The organism is Bacillus sp. FSL E2-8887 (assembly GCF_038007205.1).
GTDB classification, from domain to species: domain Bacteria; phylum Bacillota; class Bacilli; order Bacillales; family Bacillaceae_G; genus Bacillus_A; species Bacillus_A mycoides.
On the sequence record NZ_JBBOWS010000001.1, the window covers coordinates 162,660 to 182,743 of the forward strand.

Sequence of the window (20,084 nt, forward strand, 5' to 3'; positions counted from 1 at the left end):
CAAAAAAGTTTAAACAAACGTTTGATTAAAAAAGCACAAACCTTTTTAAATAAAGGTTTGTGCTTTTTCTTTAAAACATAATTGAAATTAAGAGCATTCCAATTCCGATAGAAATGAATGTTGCGATTAGGCCAGGAATCATAAAGCTATGATTTAAAACATATTTACCAATTCCTGTTGTACCAGTACGGTCAAAGTTAATTGCAGCAACGATTGTCCCGTAGTTTGGAATGAAGAAATATCCATTTACTGCAGGGAACATAGCAATAAGTAATGCCGGCGGAATACCAAGTGATAGTCCAAGTGGCACTAAAGCACGAACTGTTGCTGCTTGGCTATACAGTAAAATAGATAGAATGAATAGTGCAATAGCAAATAGCCATGGTGCACTTGTCACTAAGTGTTGAATTGATCCTTGAATTATATTTAAGTTTCCGTTGAAGAAAGTATCTCCCATCCAAGCGATACCAAAAATAGCAACAACTGCTGTTGCGCCTGCTTTAAAGACGTTACCAGTTACAATGCTTTCCACATTTGGTTTACAGAAAATAATAATAAGAGCAGCAATGGTTAACATGACCATTTCAATTGTGTTTGGCATGGAAAGACGAGCTAACTTCCCGTCAACCATCCATCCCGGACGAAGGGCTTCAAATGAACCAAGAAGTACGACAAGGAAAGTTCCTACTAGGAAAAGGATAACTGATAATTTAGCGCCTTTTACACCCGCAAATTCTTTTTTCTCTTCAAGTTTAGGGATCATTCCCTCTTTTAATCGCTTCAAGTATTCAGGGTCTTCATTTAATTCTTTTCCCATTTTACTAGCAACGAATGCAGCTACCATACAAGCAATAAAAGTAGAAGGGATACTGACTTTTAAAATATCTAACAAGGTGATTTTATAGTCGGCTAACATTGCTAAAAGTGCAACTGTTGCAGCCGATATTGGACTAGCTGTAATTGCCTGCTGGGAAGCGATAACGGCAATTGACATTGGTCGTTCAGGTCTAATTCCTGATTCACGAGATACTTCGGCGATAACGGGAAGTACAGAATAAGCGACATGACCAGTTCCCGCGCATAGCGTGAATAAATAAGTAACAATAGGAGCAAAAAATGTAATGCGCTTTGGATTTTTTCGTAATGCTTTCTCAGCAAGGTAGACAAGGTAATCCATTCCTCCAGCAGCTTGCAAAGCACCGGCAGCTGTAATTACTGCTAAAATCATAAGCATTACATCAATAGGAGGGGCTGTAGGTTGTAAGTGGAAGACGAAAACAAGTATTGCCATACCAACGCCACCCATTACTCCTAGACCAACTCCGCCTAGGCGTGCGCCAATAAAAATGCAGAGTAGTAACGTAAGAAATTGTAGCCAAAACATGATAAACTACCTCCGAAATTCGTAAGTTAAGATATATTCGAATAATTTAATTTGAATGAAAATTAAATAGATATCCGTGATAATCCTTATTTTATATACATTTTTTATTATATAACACAAGAAATGTAACATTCACGTACTTTGTTAAATTATTTCGAAAAAATAATCCGTTAAAACTTTATATTTATATGTACAAATGGGTGGACATTTTAATTTTTATGTTGTAATCTTTGAAAGAGAATATTGTAATTCTCATAGAACTCCCATATCGTTCAACTCGTTCAGCGAGAAAGGCAAACTGATGGAAACATGAGGACGCAAAACTACAGGAGCTAAGGTCGAAAGGCTATGCTAGCCAGTTACCGGACGGATAGGGTTGGTCTTGGCCAATGCTTTTACATTGGTCTTTTTTTATTCTCGAACATATTGAGAATCATTTCTAAACAAAATATTCGTATATTTTGTTTTTTTGTTTTTAATTTTGATAATTAAGGAAGGTGAATATTAGTGAAAAAGTATTGGCATAAGTTATCATTTCTTCAAAAGAACGTCTTATTAACTGTCTTAGTTATTTTGACGCTTGTTGGAAGTATGGGTGCATTAAGCTTCAACATGTTTCAAAATAGTATGATGTCTTTATTTGAAAGACAGTCTATTGAAACGGGAGAGATAGTGCTAAAAAAACTGGATGTAGAATTAGTTAGAGACATGACGAAAGATCCTACAGCCGAAAGAGTGAAAAAAGAAAAGTTAACAGGGCAATTAGATGAAGTGTCAAAAGAATTGAAAAGTGTTGGACAAACGTATGTTACAGGAGCAAAAGCGAATGAAAAGCGAGAGTTACAACTCATTGGTTTGACTACAGAGTTAACAAATGCAGTCCCTGTAAAGCCGGGAGATTATTATGAACAACCCGCTCATTGGATGAATGCATACGATAAAGTGATGGATACGAAAAAGGCTCAGATGACAGAAGTATATGAAGATGAATTAGGTTCGTGGGTGACAATATTAGAGCCAATTACAGATGGAGAAAACAATATTGTTGCAATTGTTGCGGCTGACTTAGATGCTTCTATCGTTCCTAGTACAAAGAAGAATTTTGTGATACAGGGTATACTCTTTATTATTATTTCATTAGCAATGGCAACTATTACTCAATTCTTTATCGTACGTCACTCGTTAGCTCCATTAAAAGATTTACGAGAGGGATTACGTAAGATTGGTGAAGGTGATTTAAGTATTAAATTAAAAGAAAGACCAGATGATATTGGAATTATTAATATATATTTCAATAACACGATTGATAAATTTAAAGGGATTATAGATAAAGTAAGACAGACTGCTGAGCAAGTTTCTTCTTCTTCACAAGAATTGTCGGCAAGTACAGAGGAAAACAGTATGGCAGTTCAAGAGATTGCAAGTTCTATTGAAGGTTTAAGAGTAGGAGCGCAATCTCAAGAAACTTCAGTACAACAATGCCTAGGAATTGTACATGGAATGGAAAATAAGGTAGAAGAGATAACTGGGGCTGCGAAACAAGTTGCAGTTGCTTCAGAAGGTATGGAGCAACATTCAATTGAAGGTAATGAAGTCATTGGACAAATCATTAATCAAATGAGTTTAATCCAAAATGCAGTACAAGATTTATCTTCTATCATCTATTCGTTAGAAACAAGGTCAAAAGAAATTAGTGATATTGTAACTGTAATTACAGGTATTTCAAATCAAACAAATTTATTAGCCTTAAACGCTTCTATTGAAGCTTCACGTGCTGGAGCAGCTGGAAGAGGGTTTGCAGTTGTTGCTGATGAAGTGCGCAAATTAGCAGAACAAACTGAAACGTCAGCGAAAGATATAGCGAAATTAATTAGTGAAACGCAGACTGAAACAGAAGAGGCTGTAGTTTCAATGCAGAAAGGTTCAAAAGAAGTAGAATCTGGAATTACTCTTGTTCAAAGTAGTGGTGCGTTCTTCGAGAAAATTTCAAAGTCAGCACAGTCTGTTACAGATCAAGTTAGGGCTGTTTCTAGCAACTCAGGTGATATTTTACAAAATAGCCAGAATATCGTTCAAGTCGTAAATGAATTATCACATATCGCGAATACTTATGCGAATAGCAGTAGTAATGTTGAAGAAAGTATGAAGGAGCAAGAAATATCAGTACAAGATATTGCAGAATTAGCTACATCTTTAAGTTGGCTTTCACAGGAGTTACAAGAGTTGATTGGAGAATTTAAAAGTTAATAAAAAATATAAGGTGTAGATATAATCTGCACCTTTATTTCTTTAATTAATAGTCTAATATCTAAATTTAAGGATGTTAGAAGTAAAACTTTAATCAGTGGGGGATGAACACCCCTACTGATTAAAGTTTTACTTTATTTTATGGAGAGCGAGAGGATTCAGTATGAGTATTTTCTTAAAACGTTCATATGTGGAGAGATATGAACAATTTTTGCAACAAAATTATGAATCACTTATGATACCGAAGGATTTTCAAGTAAACGAATATAAGCAGATGAAAATTGAGGATATACAAGCGATCGAACATAGTAAGTTAGATATAATAGTCGCTACTTTTGTATGGTTGCATCATGTTAGTAATGAAAAATGTATAGTGATTCCTCATTATATGGAACAGAGTAGTTATCCGTTATGTATTACGATTTCAGAGGAACTTTCTTATGAAGAGCTAAAAGTAGAAATTAATAATCAAATTGTGCAGTTAGAAAACATGGAAGAAGTACAAAAAGTATTATTACAATATGATGAAGGAAAATGGGGGAAACCTGCAGTTACAGTAGGAAAAGAGAATAGAAATAGTCAGTTGAACTTTATTGAATTAAAGAATAATTACTTTGAGGTTTCTTATAATAAAATGCAATTGGAAGAAAAAACAGCGACTCGTTATATAGAGCAAATTGAGTATGTATTACAGCAAGGAATTACAAACGAGAAGCAATGTATTGTAGCTATGGATATTATTCCAGAAGAGGAGTTAGCAATATATAAAGAGATAAATCATACAGAAGTACCATATCCGAATAAGAGTATTTCCGATATGTTTTATGAAACAGTAAGGAAGTTTTCAAATCGTATAGCTTTATCTTCGTTAGAAGGAACATTAACATATGAACAATTAAATAAAAAAAGTAACCAAATCACTCATATGTTATTACATAATGGAGTGAAACAAGGCGATTATGTTGGTATCTTTATGAAGCGAAGTATTGATACGGTAGTAAGTTTATTAGCGGTTTTAAAAGCAGGCGCTGCGTATATTCCAATCGATCCAGATTATCCTGCCAATCGGGTGCAGTATATTATTGAGGATAGCCAATCGGAATTAGTGCTAACAAAAGAAACAAAAATTCCGTATGAAGGCATTCGAGAGTTGTCTCTTTATAATCTTGAAAAATTTTCAGATGCAGATGTGAAATTGTCAATTCATCTTGATGATATTGCATATATGATTTACACATCAGGTTCTACAGGAAATCCGAAAGGAACAATGCTTGCGCACCGCGGGGTAGTTAATTTATGTACATGGATGCAAAGACATTATGGATTAACTGAAGAAGATGTTTTTGCACAGTTTCCATCATTTAGTTTCGATGCGTCTATTTGGGAGTTATTTGCTTCATTATTCTGTGGTGGAAATGTATATGTTTTATTAGATGAGCAAAGACTTTCAGTCGATGCTTTTGCAAATGCAATTTATAAAGAAAAGGCAACATCTATCTTAGGATTAGCTACAATTTTCTTACAACAAGTAGCAACATACCTTCCAGATGAAAGTAAATATAAGTTGGATTCATTAAAGAGAATTGCAGTTGGTGGAGAAATGCTTACTGCTGAAGTAGTGAAATTATGGCGACAGAGAATTGGTACTCATGTTCAATTGAATAATGCATATGGTCCGACGGAATGTACAATTACAACAACTACTTATCCAATTCCAGCGGAGTTAAATGATAAATTTGCTAGTATTCCAATTGGGAAGCCAGCGGATAATTATAAAGTTTGGATATTAAATGACAATATGAAAGTTTGTCCAATTGGTATTCCAGGAGAATTATATATAGAATCAGTAGGTATCGCGAAAGGTTACTTTAATAAGCCAGAGAAAACAGAAGAAGTGTTTATTCCACACCCCTTAAATTACGATAGTAGGATATACAAAACAGGTGATGTTGTTAAAATATTGGAAGATGGAAATATTGAATTTCTACACCGTAAAGACAATCAAGTGAAAATTAGAGGGCACCGAATTGAACTAGGTGAAATCCAAAATACAATTGCAAAATATGAAATGATAAAAGATGCCGTTGTATTTACGAAGAAAAGTGAAGAAGGTAGTCATTATTTAGTTGCTTTCTATACAACTGTTAATGAAGTTGCTATGGAAACCTTAATACACGATTTAAGAGAACAATTACCAGATTATATGGTGCCATCTAAGTTAATTTATATTAATGAACTGCCACTTACACCAAATAAAAAGGTTGATGTGAAGCGATTAGCACAACTGGAAGAAGAGTATGAGCCAGTTCGTTCACAAGAATATATCGCACCATCTACTGAAGCGGAAGCAAAAATAGCAAAAGCTTGGATTGATGTATTAGGCGTCTCGAAAGTTAGTGTCCATGACGACTTCTTTACAGTTGGTGGGCATTCGTTAAAGGTATTACGAGTTTTAACTCTATTGAAAGAGGATTTCCCGCATTTAACAATTCAAGACTTTTTCCAGGAACGCACAATATATAGGTTATCGCAAATTCAAAGGGAATTAAAAGTAGAGGAAGAAGAAGTATTCCGTGAATATAAAGTAATTCATGAGCCAGCAACAATTTCACATATAAAAGAAGTGAAAAGCGGTAAAGTTTCAAATATCTTTTTAACAGGAGCTACTGGTTATTTAGGTTCTCACATATTGCATGAATTACTAAAAGATACAACAGCACATATTTATTGCTTAGTAAGACCAACGCAAGATATACAACAAAGAATTGTTAATACATTAACAAATTACTTTAAAAATATAAAAAAAGAATGGCTACAACGTATAACAGCAGTACCTGGTGATCTTGGGGCAGAGAATCTTGGTATGAGTGAGGAAGAATTTAAAGTCATTCGTTCCAAGGTTGATACTGTAATTCATTGTGGTGCAGATGTAAGACATTTTGGAGATGTGGATCAGTTTGAAAATGTGAATGTGCAAGGAACGGGTCGTATGCTAGCGTTAACTGAAGAAGGAGCGACATTCCACTTTGTTTCAACAATTGGTATTCCGATAGAATTAGCGATGGATCAATGGGATAGATATGAAAAAACAGGTGATTTTAACTACGATGTGTTGTTGGAGAATGTGTATTCTAATAGTAAACTACAGGCAGAAAACCTTGTTCGTGAAGCGATAAAAGATGGTGTACGAGGAAATATTTATCGTGCGGGTAACTTAGCTTGTCATTCAGAAACAGGAAGGTTCCAACAAAATATTGAAGGAAATGCATTTTATCGTCTGATTAAAGCGATGTTACTTATTGGACAAGCTCCGAATGTAAAGTGGAAAATTGATTTTACACCAATTGATTTTGCTAGTAAATCGATTGTAACATATGTACAAGATTCAAAAATAGCTGGAGAAATGTTACACATCTGTCACCCATATCAAATTGAATTTGAACATTTTATAAAGCTAATTGAGGAATGTGGATACAATCTTGAAATGGTTCCACTTTCGGAATATGTAAATACCGGGCTTGAATTAGCGAAGGGAAATGAAGTAATAGCAGAGCTAATTGCTTCTCAAGTTGCAGGAGATGGAGCACAGCAATCTGAAATTGTAATGGGTACTCGTAGAACGAATGAATGGATTAAGAAAAAAGAACTGGTAGTGCCAGCGATTAATAAAGAATTTATTCAGCAATTATTAGCTCATGGTGAAGAAGTTGGATATTTTCCAAAAATAATGAAATGATATGTACGCTTTTGTTTGTTCAATAAAATAAATCATGCTACAATGAAAACGAATTAAGAACCGGGGAGCCAATTGGCTGAGAGGATGTAAGTATACATCGACCCTCAACCTGATCTGGATAATGCCAGCGTAGGGAGTTACTTTAAAGTGATGTAGCATAAGTTATTATAGAATAACTTGTATACAAGGCTTTCCTACATGGTAGGAAAGCCTTTTCTTTTTTGGGAACCATATTTTGTAAGGGGGATTTGATTATGTCACAACAAGTTACAATTTCATTTTCAGTAGTACCACAAGCGAAGAACAAAGATGTGTATTCCGTTGTTGATAAAGCAATTGAAGTTGTACAACAGTCGGGAGTTCGTTATGAAGTAGGGGCAATGGAAACAACGTTGGAAGGAGAATTAGATGTACTTCTTGACGTCATTAAACGCGCACAACAAGCTTGCGTCGATGCTGGAGCAGAAGAAGTAATCACTTCTATTAAAATTCACTATCGTCCAAGTACGGGCGTAACGATTGACGAAAAAGTTTGGAAGTACCGTGATGAATATGCAAAACCAGAAGCGATCTAAAATAATCACAACAATTTGGCTTATCCTTCTCATTGCTATATGGGAAGGATCTGTTTCATTATTTAAAATTGAGCCGTGGATTTTACCGAAGCCTTCTGCAATTGTGCAAGAGTTAATTGGAATGAAAGATTTACTATTACCGAATACAGTGCAAACGTTACAGGAAGTAATAATTGGGTTGTTTTTTGCAATTTTACTTGGGACGAGTATTGCTATCATTATGGATGTCATTCCTTTATTTCGGATTTTAATGAATCCATTGCTCGTTATTTCGCAAACAATTCCAATCGTTGTGCTCGCACCATTATTTATTATTTGGTTTGGATACGGAATGTTGCCAAAAGTAATGGTTGTTATTCTTGTTTGTTTCTTCCCAATTGCGCTTAGCATTTTAGAAGGTTTCCAAACGGTAGATAAAAATATGCTGAAACTGTTACAAACAATGAAGGCAACGAAATGGCAAGTTTACCAGAAAGTAAAGTTTCCAGCAGTACTCCCATACTTTTTCTCAGGTTTAAAAATTGCTGTTACATATAGTGTGATGGGGGCGATTATTGGGGAATGGCTTGGTGCCAGCGAAGGATTAGGAGTTATGCTTACAAGAGCAACAAAATCCTTTTTAACGGCTCGAGTATTTGGTGTTGCAGCGATTATCGTCATGGTGACATTATGTCTGTACTTTATTGTTGAATTTATGGCAAGAATAACAGCACCATGGATATACAGAAAGGGCGGCAGAAAATGAAAAAAGGTTTAAAAATTATGTTAGCTGCATTATTAGCAGTAACTGTTGCCGGATGTAATCCGGCGAAGAAAGAAGAAAGTTCAAGTAAAGATAAAAAAGTAAAAGTCGTTTTAGATTGGTTTCCAAATACGAATCATACTGGCTTATATGTAGCGCAAACGAAAGATTATTACAAAAAGCAAGGGCTTGATGTAGAAATTATCCAACCTGGTGATAATGTAACGGCAGAGCAGATGATTGCTTCTGGGAAAGCAGACTTTGCGATAAGCGCACAAGAAAATGTAACATTAGCTCGTGTTGAAGGAATCCCAGTTGTTTCTGTTGGGGCAATTATTCAGCATAATACCTCTGCTTTTGCATCTCTAAAAAAAGATAATATGACGTCACCGAAAGGTTTTGAAGGTAAACGTTATGGCGGCTGGGGGGGACCAGCAGAAGAAGCGACGTTAAAGACGATTATGGAGAAACATCAAGCTGATTTTAATAAAGTTGAAAAAATTATTCTTGGACAAACAGATTTCTTTAAATCAATCGGTCGTGATGCAGACTTTGAATGGATTTATTATGGATGGGATGGAATTGAAGCGAAGCGTCAAGGAAAAGAGTTAAATACAATTATGGTAAAAGACTTAGATCCAGCGCTTGATTTCTATAGTCCTGTTATTATTACAAGTGAAAAACATACGAAGCAAGATAAAGATTTTGTGAAAAAATTTATGACGGCAACGACAGAAGGTTATGATTTTGCAATTAAAGAACCGAAAGAAGCTGCGGATATTTTAATTAAAGCTGTTCCAGATGTGAATAAAGAATTAGTACAAGAAAGCCAAAAGTGGTTAAGTACAAAGTATCAAGATGATGCAAAAGCGTGGGGAGTACAGAAGGAAGAGATTTGGACAAATTACATGAATTTCTTATATGACAACAAAGTTATTAAAAAGAAAATCGATGTAAAAGATGCCTTTACAAATGAATTCCTTCCAAGTGAAAAATGAGTGGATTACAAATAAAAGATATTGTAAAAGCTTTCGATGGAAAGAATGTATTAGCAAATATTAGTGCTTCTATACAAGAGGGAGAGTTTGTCTCTTTTGTAGGTCCGAGTGGTTGTGGAAAAAGTACATTATTAAATATGATTGCAAGTGTTGAAGAGCCAACGAGCGGAGAAGTGTTTTATAACGAAGAGTATGTAAAAAAACAAGATGTTGTTAGTTATATGCCGCAACAAGATTTATTACTACCGTGGCGATCGGCTTTGCAAAATATCGTTCTTCCATTGGAAATTGAAGGAAAGCCTAAAAAACAAAGGCTGACAGAAGGAATGGAAGCATTAAAGCAGTTTGAGCTAGATGAATATGCGGACCATTATCCAGATGAGTTGTCAGGTGGAATGCGTCAAAGAATTAGTTTCCTTCGCACGTATTTATGTGAAAAGCCAATTATGCTACTTGATGAGCCTTTTGGAAAATTAGATGCATTTACAAAAATGGAAGTACATAGTTGGCTCTTAAATTCTTGGCATCAAGAAAAGCAGACAATTGTTATGGTTACACATGACTTAGATGAGGCAATTTTACTTTCTGATCGCGTATTTATTTTATCTCAAAGACCAGCATCAATAGTTGGCGAGGTCCAAGTGGAATTACCTAGGCCGCGAACGATGGATATGTTAACATCTCTTGAGTTAAAGAAGGATAAGGAAGAAATTTTAAGAGTATTGGCTCCTTATATGAAAAAATAGAAAAAAGTCTTTTAACAGTTTTTTGTATAATTGCTGTTAAGAGGCTTTTTTCTATTGAAGGAGAAAAATGAAATCTATAGGGGAAATAGTGGATTCATTAACATCGGATAAATTGGAAGAAGGAACAAAAGAAAAAGTAGAGAATAGAATATAACAGAGTGGTTTATACTCTTAATATAACAAATGTTAAAGGAGTGAAAGGATAAAATGACTTTATCAACTGTTCTTCAAATGGTTTTAGCTTGATACGGGAGAAGTCTGCCCATTTTTAACAAATAAGCTAAATTGAAGACAGCAGGTAAAGAACCTTAATCCTTTCTTACGATAATATGTAATGGGTAAGGTGTATTCACCTTACCCATTTTTATATGTATAACTAAATAAGGCTTTATACTGTTGTTCTCTCTATTTAGCTTATGGATCATAAGAAAAGGAGAGAAAAAAGATGAGTATATTAACAGTAGAAAATGTAAGTCATTCATATGGTGAGAAAACCATTTTATATAATGCGTGCTTTCGATTATTAAAGGGCGAACATGTTGGGCTAGTAGGGAAAAATGGAATTGGAAAATCCACATTATTACGCTTGTTAACAGGAGAACTTATACATGATGATGGAAACATTGAATGGTTTCCACATGTGAAGATTGGCTTTTTACAACAGCATATAGATTTACAAGAAGGCATAACAATTGAAGAATACTTGCAAAGTGCGTTTTCTAACCTGTATGAGTTGGAACGTGACATGTTAAAACTTACAGAAGAGATGGCTGGAGCAGGAGAAGTAGCGAAATTGTTAGTAAGGTATGGAGAGTTACAAACTATATTGGAGAATTCTAATTTTTATCAAATTCATACAGAAATTGAGGAAGTAGCAACAGGCTTAGGCTTGTTTGAGATAGGATTGGAAAAGGATGTTTCAAAGTTAAGTGGTGGTCAGCGGACAAAGTTGTTACTGGGGAAACTCCTTTTAGAAAAAGCGGATGTTTTATTATTAGATGAGCCAACTAACTATTTAGATACAGCACATATAGAATGGTTGCAATCATATTTACAAATGTATGAAAAAGCTTATATTATCATTTCGCATGATGAAATATTTTTGAACAATATTACGAATGTTATTTATCATCTAGAAGAACGAGAGGTTAAGCGCTATGCGGGAGATTATGAAACCTTTTTGCAAAGTTATCAATTACAAAGGAAACAATTACAAGCGGCGTATGCGAAACAACAAAAAGAAATTGCACATTTAGAGGGTTTTATTCAAAAAAATAAAATTCGTAAAGCGAAACAAGCGAAAAGTCGTGAAAAAGTATTAGAGAAAATGAAAAAGGTTGAAAAGGTTAACGATGTACCTCGCGCCCGTTTTGATTTTAATGTTTATACTGAGCCAGTGAGTCGTATATTACAGGTAGAGAAACTGAAAATTGGTTATGGTGAACCGTTATTTCCAGAATTGGATTTTCAAGTGAAAAAAGGGGAAAAGATTGCGATTATTGGTCATAATGGGATTGGAAAAACAACAATGTTAAAAACATTACTAGGACAAATAAAACCGTTAGGCGGCTCAGTTTCTGTTGGGGAACGAGTAAAACCCGCTTATTTTGCACAAGAGGAATTTTCCTCAGAAATAACTGCACTAGAAAGAGTATGGGCAGGGAGACCAGATATGACAAGAAAAGAAATCCGACAAGCATTAGCAAAGTGCGGATTGAAAGAAGAACATGTATTAAAACCTATCCAGTTATTAAGTGGAGGAGAACAAACAAAAGTACGATTATGCGAACTTATCGTAACTAAAAGCAATGTTTTAATTTTAGATGAACCAACTAACCATTTGGATACAGAGACTAAGACGGATTTACAGGAAGCGTTAAAACAATATAAAGGTACAGTTTTAATTATTTCACATGAGCCCTCTTTCTATGAAGCATGGATAACGAAAATATGGAATATCGAAAAATGGAACGTTTAACAATAATCACAAAGAAAAGGCGTTAGCTTTTATGAGCTAATGCCTTTTCTTTGTGATTAACATGATTCTCGAGAACTCTCAAATGAGAATTGTAAGAAAAAGAACTCTTATGGTGCGCTTATAAGCGCACCATAAGAGTTCTTTTTCTTTGGTTATATTTATAATAATACTAGATGCCTTTCCCTAATAGGCTACTATCTTTTATATATATATAGATAGTTTGAAATGGAATGGAAATGATTCCTATATGTAAAGGATAATGTGATTAGTATGGGAAGACAATAGAACTTAAAGGAAATTCATGTAAAATTCAGATGAACTTCACGTGAACTTCATATTAGAAACTAAATATAATTATAATAGGTTATTATAATATAAATTGTGATTTTTCATAAAATTAAAAGTTTGAATTTAGGATAGAGCACTCAAACCTAAATTCAAACTTTAGTGAAATAATTAATGGAGGTTACGTTTAGTTTTCATTAATGGATGCATTTACAAGTTCGGCGGGATTGCCTGTTCCTGCCCCTCCGATTGTAACTGATCCACCAGGAGGAATTTCACCATTCCATCCTGCATTCGTAATTACGTAATGATTATTTATTTTACTACTAATTTTAGAATCCCAAACTTGTGTTAAATTGCCGTTATAATCAAATTCTAATTTCCAGTTTTTAATAGGGGTCGTTCCGCTATTTTTAATTATAATTGAGAAGTTGTAACCACTTCCCCAATTTGAAGTGACTGAAAAGGTAGCATTGCCATTTCCACCAGGAGGTGTTGTGTTAGCATCATCTGTTTTTATAAGAATAGAAGTAGGTTGTGATTTGTTACCAGCAGCATCTTTTGCTAATACTGAAAATGTGTATTCTGTATTAGGTTTCAAGTTTTTAATTGTAATGCTATTTGTTGTTGTACTCCATTTCTCTTCTCCGGCAGTAATTTCATATTCAGTAACGCCTACGTTATCAGTAGATGCAGTCCAGTTTAATTGAACTGAGTTTGAATTTTTATTTGTAACAGCAATATTTTTTACGTTTGTTGGTGGTTCAGTATCTTTTTGAGTAATAGGTCCACCAAGTAATTCTTTTACTAGCGTATCAAGTAATTTTGGTCCACTACAACTATATTTTGGACTTGTACGGCAATCCCCGCTTAGTTCCCAAAACATTGCGCCACTTAAACCCTTTGTCTTTATATAGTCTGTTTTATATTTCATAGATTCATTGTCATCATAGCTAATAAAGGTTCCTGTAGTCGCATTATATAAATAAGGTACTTTCGCTACATCGTTCCATCCGCGAACAAAACCATTTTTATTCACATAATTAGATGCTAAATCACCATAATCGTACACACCTGTGTCACCGGTAGAATAATCATCCCAAGTGCCTTTAGAAGCGAGCTTTCCGTCACTACCTGGTTTACAAGGTTGGTATTGCCCATTATTTTCTTTTCCGCAACTTTTCCATCCACGTCCGTAAAAAGGTACACCTAATACGAGTTTATCCGCTGGAACCCCTTCATTTGTATAAATGTCTATCGCACCATCTACGTAAAATTTCGTATCCGCTGCGGGGTCATTTGGATCTTTGTATAGTGCAGCATTATGGTTAGAAGTAGCTTCCCACCCACCGTGGAAATCGTATGTCATAATATTAATCCAATCCAGTATTTGAGAAATCTTCTTTAGCTCTGTATGATCCGCATAACGTTGGCTTGCACCTGACGCGATTGTTAGTAAATATTGTTTACCATCTTCTGCACCAGCTTTCGTTAATGCATTTCGAACATCTTGAAGCAGAAGGGTGAAGTTTTGTTTATCTTCAGGACGATAACTACCACCAGGAATCGTTTCAACACCCGGGTATTCCCAGTCTAAATCAACGCCGTCAAATCCATATTCGCGAAGAAAAGCTACTGTAGATTCAGCGAATACTTTTCTTGTTTTTTCATCAGCGGCCATATCAGAAAAGCGGTTAGACCAAGTCCAGCCACCAACTGAAATAATTGTTTTTAAGTGAGGATACTTAGCTTTTAATCGTTTCAGTTCTCCGAAATTTCCACAGCGGGCATATTTATCACAATCTTCCCAAGTTGTACCCGATCCCGGATAAGATTTTGTGACATCAGCCCATGGTTCACCGAGTACGAGAGTGCCATTAGGGATCTCTTTATTTTGCAGTGGTACACCAGATTCTTTACAGTTCCACGTTTGTTTATTTGGATTATCGGGGTGAGTAGAAGGGTTTCCATGTTTTCCATTCCAGCAAATATCAGCGAAAGCATAGTTTAAATGAGTTAGCTTTGATGCATCAATGTCTGCAACTTGATAATTACGTCCGTAAACGCCCCATGAAGGAAAATACCCAACAATTTTTTGACCTTGCTTTGGTGAATCTGCTAATGCGAAATTTGGAGTAATAAAGTTTGTGAGAAAAAGAGGTAAGAAAAGTAGTAGGGATAGTAATAGTAGCGTGAATTTTTTTGATCTCATAGTCATTTCTCCTTTCAAAATAAAAGATATATTTAAAGGCATGCGCCAATAAACCAAAGTGAATCTAGACGTATGAAACGTCTAGATAAAAATGATCAGACATCACGAGGTCTATACAAGGGAGCAGGGGGTGATTAAATCGTAGCAAATGCAAGATTTGGTGTAAACGCTTTATTTGATTCACAAAGATTTTCTCAATATAAAATGGCTCTAATACAGACTATACATGAAAATAAAATATTGATTAGGGAGGAAAAGGCTCCTTGTAATTAAATTTGAGAAAAAATTGTATAAAGTCAATTTGTAATAGCGTAGCAAGATGAGAAAATATCATGTAAAATAATAGTAAAAATATGTAAAGGAGCGAATGGTGTGGATGTCTTTTTGAACATTGCTGAAGAAAAAATTCGACAAGCAATACGGAATGGTGATCTCGATCATATTCCGGGGAAAGGAAAACCACTACAATTAGAAGACCTTTCAATGGTACCTCCAGAACTTAGAATGAGTTATAAAATCTTGAAAAATGCAGGTATGATTCCACCAGAAATGGAACTACAAAAAGATATATTAAAAATAGAAGACTTAATTGCGTGCTGTTATGATGAAGTAGAGAGAAAAGAATTACAAGAAGAGTTAACAGCAAAAACGCTACGTTTTCAGCAGGTAATGGAAAAGAGAAAGATTAAAGATAGTTCAGCTTTTCGTATGTATCAGGGTAAAGTATTTCGTAAATTACGCTAAGAGGGATAAGATGAATACATTTGAAACGATAGAAGAATTAGCGACATATATTGAAGGACAACAATTAGTACTGCTGTTTATTAAAACGGAAAATTGTGGTGTTTGTGATGTTATGTTAAGAAAAGTAAATTGCGTATTAGAGAATTATGATTACGTAGAGAAAGTAGAAATATTACTACAAGACATGCAAGAGATTGCGGGGCGATATGCAGTATTTACAGGGCCAACAGTTTTATTATTTTATAATGGAAAAGAGATCCTTCGTGAATCACGCTTCATTTCGCTTGAAAATCTAGAGAGAACCATTCAATTATTCGAGAATTAGGGAGGTTTTTATATGGGGTTTGTTATAGCGGCATTACTATTTTGTGTTTTAATTTGGATGATTGCAGCATCAGTTAAATCAAATAAACGAAGAGTAAGTCTTACTAAAAAGAGTAATACACATAGTACGTCTAACAGTTCATCACCACTATTTTTCTTTGCTGGATCGGATAATGATAGCTCGCACGATGGAGGTTCACATGATTGCGTAGGTTCTTTTGGTGGAGATAGTGGAGGTAGCTGCGGTGGTGGAGGCGGCGGTGATTGATGAGAATACGCCTTATAGGGGGCGTATTTCTTTTTAAACAAACGTTTGATTAGTTGGCTTACATATGCATAAAAACAGTTAAACAAACGTTTGATTAAATATTTTTAACATGCTAGGGGAAATGAAAAGGGAACCGTATTTCTTACTAAATTAGGATTTAAATTTGGAATAATACATATGATTCGAATGTGGTTTGAAAGTACGTTTTCTTAAATAAGGAGTATAGCCTCTTGCGATAGAGGTTTTTTATTTGTTATTATTAGACTGAACGGTCGGTTTAAAGAGGTGTGAATATGAGAAGAAGCGCAGAAGAGATAAAGAAAGAAATTGCCTATAAAGCAGAAAGTCTGTTTTCACAGAAGGGCTATGCAGCTACATCTATGGAAGAGATTTGTGAAATTACAGAGAGAAGTAAAGGAAGCATTTATTATCACTTTAAAAGTAAAGAAGAATTATTTTTATTTGTAGTGAAACAGCATACGTATGATTGGCTTGAAAAATGGAATGAAAAAGAGAAGTTGTATAGTACTAGTACTGAAAAACTATATGGTCTCGCGGAATATTATGTAGAGGACATACAGCAACCCATTTCAAATGCAATAGAGGAATTCTCTATGAGCCAAGTTGTAAGTAAAGAAATTCTGGATGAACTGTTAGCTTTAACTAGAGAATCATATGTTATGGTTGAGAAATTAATTGAAGCAGGTATACAGTCTGGAGAGTTTCAAGAAGATGATACGCGTGATCTTATGTATATTGTGAATGGATTATTATCGGGGCTTGGAGTACTTTACTACGAGTTAGATTATAAAGAGCTGAAACGTATTTATAAAAAGGCAATAGATGTATTGTTAAAAGGAATGGCAGCTGAATAATAGGTCAGTTGCTTTTCTTACAAAATAAATTAGACCGAACGGTCGGTTTATGAAAGGGGAATGAAAATGAACGCTTTATTTAAAAACCGAGCATTTATGCTCGTTATGGCATCTGATATTTTACAACAATTTGCAATTTGGATCAGAAATATGGCTCTTTTGTATTTCATAATGGAGCGAACGAATAATGATCCAGTTTCAGTTTCTTTGTTATCGGTTATGGAATATGCACCTATTTTTATGTTCTCGTTTATCGGTGGGGCGCTAGCTGATCGCTGGAATCCGAAAAGAACGATGGTTGCTGGAGATGTATTAAGTGTACTGTCTATTGTAGGAATTGTCTTGTTGTTAAAGCTGGATTATTGGCAGGCTATATTTTTTGCAACACTCATTTCCGCGATTGTAGGTCAGTTTTCTCAGCCATCATCTTCGCGTATATTTAAACGCTATGTAAAAGAAGAACAGGTAGCAAATGCGATTGCATTTAATCAAACATTACAGTCGCTATTTATGATTTTTGGACCAGTGGTAGGATCGCTTGTGTACACACAACTTGGTTTATTTACGTCACTATATAGCTTAATTATTTTATTTTTGTTATCTGCTATCGCTCTTTCATTTTTACCAAAATGGGTGGAACAAGAGCAAGTGGCGAGAGGTTCATTAAAAAATGATATAAAAGAAGGGTGGAAATACGTTCTTCATACGAAAAATTTACGTATGATTACGATCACTTTCACCATTATGGGCTTAGCTGTTGGACTAACGAATCCATTAGAAGTGTTTCTTGTAATAGAACGGCTTGGAATGGAAAAAGAAGCCGTTCAATATTTAGCCGCAGCTGATGGAATCGGTATGTTAATTGGTGGTATTGTTGCTGCAGTTTTTGCTTCAAAAGTGAATCCGAAAAAGATGTTTGTATTCGGTATGAGCATATTAGCGATATCATTTTTAGTAGAAGGGTTATCTACATCATTTTGGATTACTAGTTTCATGAGATTTGGAACAGGTATTTGTTTAGCTTGTGTTAATATCGTTGTCGGTACGCTTATGATTCAACTTGTACCAGAAAATATGATTGGCAGAGTAAATGGAACGATTTTACCACTGTTCATGGGGGCAATGTTAATTGGAACTTCACTAGCTGGAGGATTGAAGGAGATGACCTCACTAGTTACTGTATTTTGTATAGCAATGGCACTTATTTTATTTGCGATAGGTCCGGTTTTACGTATGCAAATAAAGAAAGAAGATATTGTGAATCGAGAGGAAATGACGAATTGATTAGTTTCGAAATAGCTATTGTAAGGGAGCAGAATTGCTCCCTTTTCTTGTGGCAATCTTTTGACAATGACATGCCCCAACTATATACTGATGATGTAAAAACGATTTTACAGGTTAGGAGAAACGGTGTGAAAAATCAAATCTATGAATTGCGCACTGCAAATAATATTTCACAAGGTGCATTAGCAGATAAGTGTAACGTATCAAGACAGACGATAAATGCAATTGAGAATAATAAATATGATCCAAGCTTAGCACTAGCATTCCGGTTAGCAGGAGTATTAGGAACAACTGTCGATAAACTATTTTTGTACAAGCTTTAGAGTTTTTAATTGTGGGGCGTTATCGTTAACAATATAAGAAAAAGATCCCCTTCTTGTGTGAAGGGGATCTTTTTCTTATATTGTTTTAGTTTTCGGATTAGGTGGTGTAACGGACGTATCATTTTCGGGTACTCTAGTTAATAAGAATCCACCGATAATAAATAAGACAATAATACTAAGGACACCAGCGTTTGTTTTTCCTGTTAATTGTGTTGTGACACCAACTAATACCGGACCCATAATTGCCGCGAATTTACCAAAGATATTATAAAATCCGAAGAATTCATTTGCAGATTCTTTCGGTACTAGTTTTGCGAAATAAGAACGGCTAAGTGCTTGAATACCGCCCTGAGAAGTAGCAACTAACATTGCTAAAATCCAGAAATCAAACGTCGTTTTTAAGAAATAAGCATATGTGCAAATAATGATATAAATGATAATGCCGACATATAGCATTTTTTTACCGGTAAATGTTTCCGATAGTTTTCCATATAATAAAGCAAATGGACAAGCGACAATTTGTGTTACAAATAAGATGATTAATAGATTGGTTGCACTAATACCGAGATCTGTTCCGTAAGCAGTAGACATAGTGATAATTGTATCTACCCCATCAATGTAGAAAAAGTAAGCTATTAGGAACATAAATACAGTTTTATATTCTTTAATATTTTTAAACGTATTAGCAAGGCGCTTGAAGCTCATTGCAATTGGTCTTGGATGACGTTCAATATAGTGTGTTTGCTCTACATTTTTTAGCATTGGTATCGTAAATAGTCCCCACCAAAGAGCTGTTATTGCAAAGGAAATTTGACTAGCAATTCCGACTGATAAGGGGATAGTTCCTTTTTGAGCAAGAATAATAAGAGCAATACAACCGATAAAAGGAATTGTGCTCCCAATGTAACCTAATGCAAAACCTCGCGTAGAAATTCGGTCCATTCTATCTCCAGAGGTAACATCTACTAGAAATGCATCATAAAAAATATTTGCTCCAGCAAAGCCAACTAATGCGAGCATATAGCATCCTAGTAATAAGTACCACTGAGATGTTGGAACAATTGCTAGCATACTTGTAAATACGATACCGAGTCCAAAGAAGAATGTGAAAAATCGTTTTTTAAATCCCTTATAATCAGCAACTGTGCCGAGAATAGGAGCGAGTATAGAAATTAAAAGTGTAGCGAACGAGTTTGCATATCCCCAATAGGCTGTTGAAGTTGCGCCAGATAGTCCAGCTTCTTTTGCAGCTGCTTTAAAGTAAATTGGAAATAATGCAGTTGTAATGACGAGCGAATATACCGAGTTCGCCCAATCGTACAATATCCAGCTTTTTTCTTGTCTGGACATTTTTTTCATATAA

The 20,084-nt window shown here is 34.9% G+C and carries 16 protein-coding genes, 1 pseudogene and 2 riboswitches; of the genes and pseudogenes, 14 read left to right on the forward strand and 3 right to left on the reverse strand.

The window, feature by feature from the left end:
- Positions 1 to 70: 70 nt before the first annotated feature.
- The gene (locus NSQ08_RS00685) at positions 71 to 1,384 is read right to left on the reverse strand and encodes an anaerobic C4-dicarboxylate transporter (protein ID WP_340770369.1); all 1,314 of its coding nucleotides are present in this window, start codon (positions 1,382 to 1,384) and stop codon (positions 71 to 73) included.
- A gap of 282 nt (positions 1,385 to 1,666) precedes the next feature.
- Positions 1,667 to 1,751: riboswitch (cyclic di-GMP riboswitch) on the forward strand.
- A 140-nt stretch (positions 1,752 to 1,891) separates the two neighbouring features.
- Here NSQ08_RS00685 and NSQ08_RS00690 point away from each other — a divergent pair.
- The 7 genes from NSQ08_RS00690 (at position 1,892) to NSQ08_RS00720 (ending at position 12,406) form a co-directional block, all read left to right on the forward strand.
- The gene (locus NSQ08_RS00690; protein WP_340770372.1) at positions 1,892 to 3,631 is read left to right on the forward strand and encodes a methyl-accepting chemotaxis protein; all 1,740 of its coding nucleotides are present in this window, start codon (positions 1,892 to 1,894) and stop codon (positions 3,629 to 3,631) included.
- A gap of 163 nt (positions 3,632 to 3,794) precedes the next feature.
- Entirely contained in the window at positions 3,795 to 7,367 is a 3,573-nt protein-coding gene (locus NSQ08_RS00695; protein WP_445685282.1) for a non-ribosomal peptide synthetase family protein, read from the forward strand.
- Between the two features lie 51 nt (positions 7,368 to 7,418).
- Positions 7,419 to 7,520, forward strand: a riboswitch (TPP riboswitch).
- Positions 7,521 to 7,621: 101 nt separating this feature from the next.
- Positions 7,622 to 7,942 carry an MTH1187 family thiamine-binding protein gene (locus NSQ08_RS00700; protein WP_000082898.1) on the forward strand — a complete coding sequence of 107 codons (321 nt, stop codon included), beginning with the start codon at positions 7,622 to 7,624 and terminating at the stop codon, positions 7,940 to 7,942.
- Positions 7,914 to 8,687, forward strand: a complete 774-nt coding sequence (locus tag NSQ08_RS00705) for an ABC transporter permease (protein ID WP_002091231.1) — start codon at positions 7,914 to 7,916, stop codon at positions 8,685 to 8,687. Before NSQ08_RS00700 ends, NSQ08_RS00705 begins: the two co-directional genes overlap by 29 nt.
- The gene (locus tag NSQ08_RS00710) at positions 8,684 to 9,682 is read left to right on the forward strand and encodes an ABC transporter substrate-binding protein (protein WP_240380876.1); all 999 of its coding nucleotides are present in this window, start codon (positions 8,684 to 8,686) and stop codon (positions 9,680 to 9,682) included. Before NSQ08_RS00705 ends, NSQ08_RS00710 begins: the two co-directional genes overlap by 4 nt.
- A complete protein-coding gene (locus NSQ08_RS00715; protein WP_002139487.1) occupies positions 9,679 to 10,428 on the forward strand; it encodes an ABC transporter ATP-binding protein in 750 nt (249 codons plus the stop codon). Before NSQ08_RS00710 ends, NSQ08_RS00715 begins: the two co-directional genes overlap by 4 nt.
- Positions 10,429 to 10,873: 445 nt before the next feature.
- Positions 10,874 to 12,406, forward strand: coding sequence for an ABC-F family ATP-binding cassette domain-containing protein (locus NSQ08_RS00720; protein WP_340770386.1), 1,533 nt, complete (start codon positions 10,874 to 10,876; stop codon positions 12,404 to 12,406).
- A 472-nt stretch (positions 12,407 to 12,878) separates the two neighbouring features.
- On the opposite strand, the gene NSQ08_RS00725 is transcribed toward NSQ08_RS00720, so the two are convergent.
- Complete coding sequence (locus NSQ08_RS00725; RefSeq protein ID WP_340770387.1) at positions 12,879 to 14,903, reverse strand: glycosyl hydrolase family 18 protein; 2,025 nt, start codon at positions 14,901 to 14,903, stop codon at positions 12,879 to 12,881.
- Between the two features lie 372 nt (positions 14,904 to 15,275).
- Between NSQ08_RS00725 and NSQ08_RS00730 the strand changes: the two genes are divergently transcribed.
- From NSQ08_RS00730 to NSQ08_RS00760, 7 genes and pseudogenes are all read left to right on the forward strand, one after another.
- A complete protein-coding gene (locus NSQ08_RS00730; RefSeq protein ID WP_002010200.1) occupies positions 15,276 to 15,647 on the forward strand; it encodes a DnaJ family domain-containing protein in 372 nt (123 codons plus the stop codon).
- A gap of 10 nt (positions 15,648 to 15,657) precedes the next feature.
- Positions 15,658 to 15,972 carry a thioredoxin family protein gene (locus NSQ08_RS00735; RefSeq protein ID WP_078204728.1) on the forward strand — a complete coding sequence of 105 codons (315 nt, stop codon included), beginning with the start codon at positions 15,658 to 15,660 and terminating at the stop codon, positions 15,970 to 15,972.
- 12 nt (positions 15,973 to 15,984) lie between these two features.
- A complete protein-coding gene (locus tag NSQ08_RS00740) occupies positions 15,985 to 16,239 on the forward strand; it encodes a hypothetical protein (RefSeq protein ID WP_340770395.1) in 255 nt (84 codons plus the stop codon).
- 129 nt (positions 16,240 to 16,368) lie between these two features.
- A pseudogene (locus NSQ08_RS00745) lies at positions 16,369 to 16,452 on the forward strand (histidine kinase); the annotation flags it as partial.
- A gap of 80 nt (positions 16,453 to 16,532) precedes the next feature.
- Positions 16,533 to 17,114 (forward strand): TetR/AcrR family transcriptional regulator, encoded by a 582-nt coding sequence (locus tag NSQ08_RS00750; protein ID WP_002124986.1) that lies wholly within the window; start codon positions 16,533 to 16,535, stop codon positions 17,112 to 17,114.
- 66 nt (positions 17,115 to 17,180) lie between these two features.
- Complete coding sequence (locus NSQ08_RS00755) at positions 17,181 to 18,398, forward strand: MFS transporter (RefSeq protein WP_340770399.1); 1,218 nt, start codon at positions 17,181 to 17,183, stop codon at positions 18,396 to 18,398.
- Between the two features lie 71 nt (positions 18,399 to 18,469).
- A complete protein-coding gene (locus tag NSQ08_RS00760) occupies positions 18,470 to 18,721 on the forward strand; it encodes a helix-turn-helix transcriptional regulator (RefSeq protein WP_340770403.1) in 252 nt (83 codons plus the stop codon).
- Positions 18,722 to 18,796: 75 nt separating this feature from the next.
- Here NSQ08_RS00760 and NSQ08_RS00765 read toward each other — a convergent pair whose 3' ends face one another.
- On the reverse strand, positions 18,797 to 20,080 hold the full coding sequence (locus NSQ08_RS00765; RefSeq protein ID WP_002010215.1) for an MFS transporter: 1,284 nt from the start codon (positions 20,078 to 20,080) through the stop codon (positions 18,797 to 18,799).
- Positions 20,081 to 20,084 lie beyond the last annotated feature (4 nt).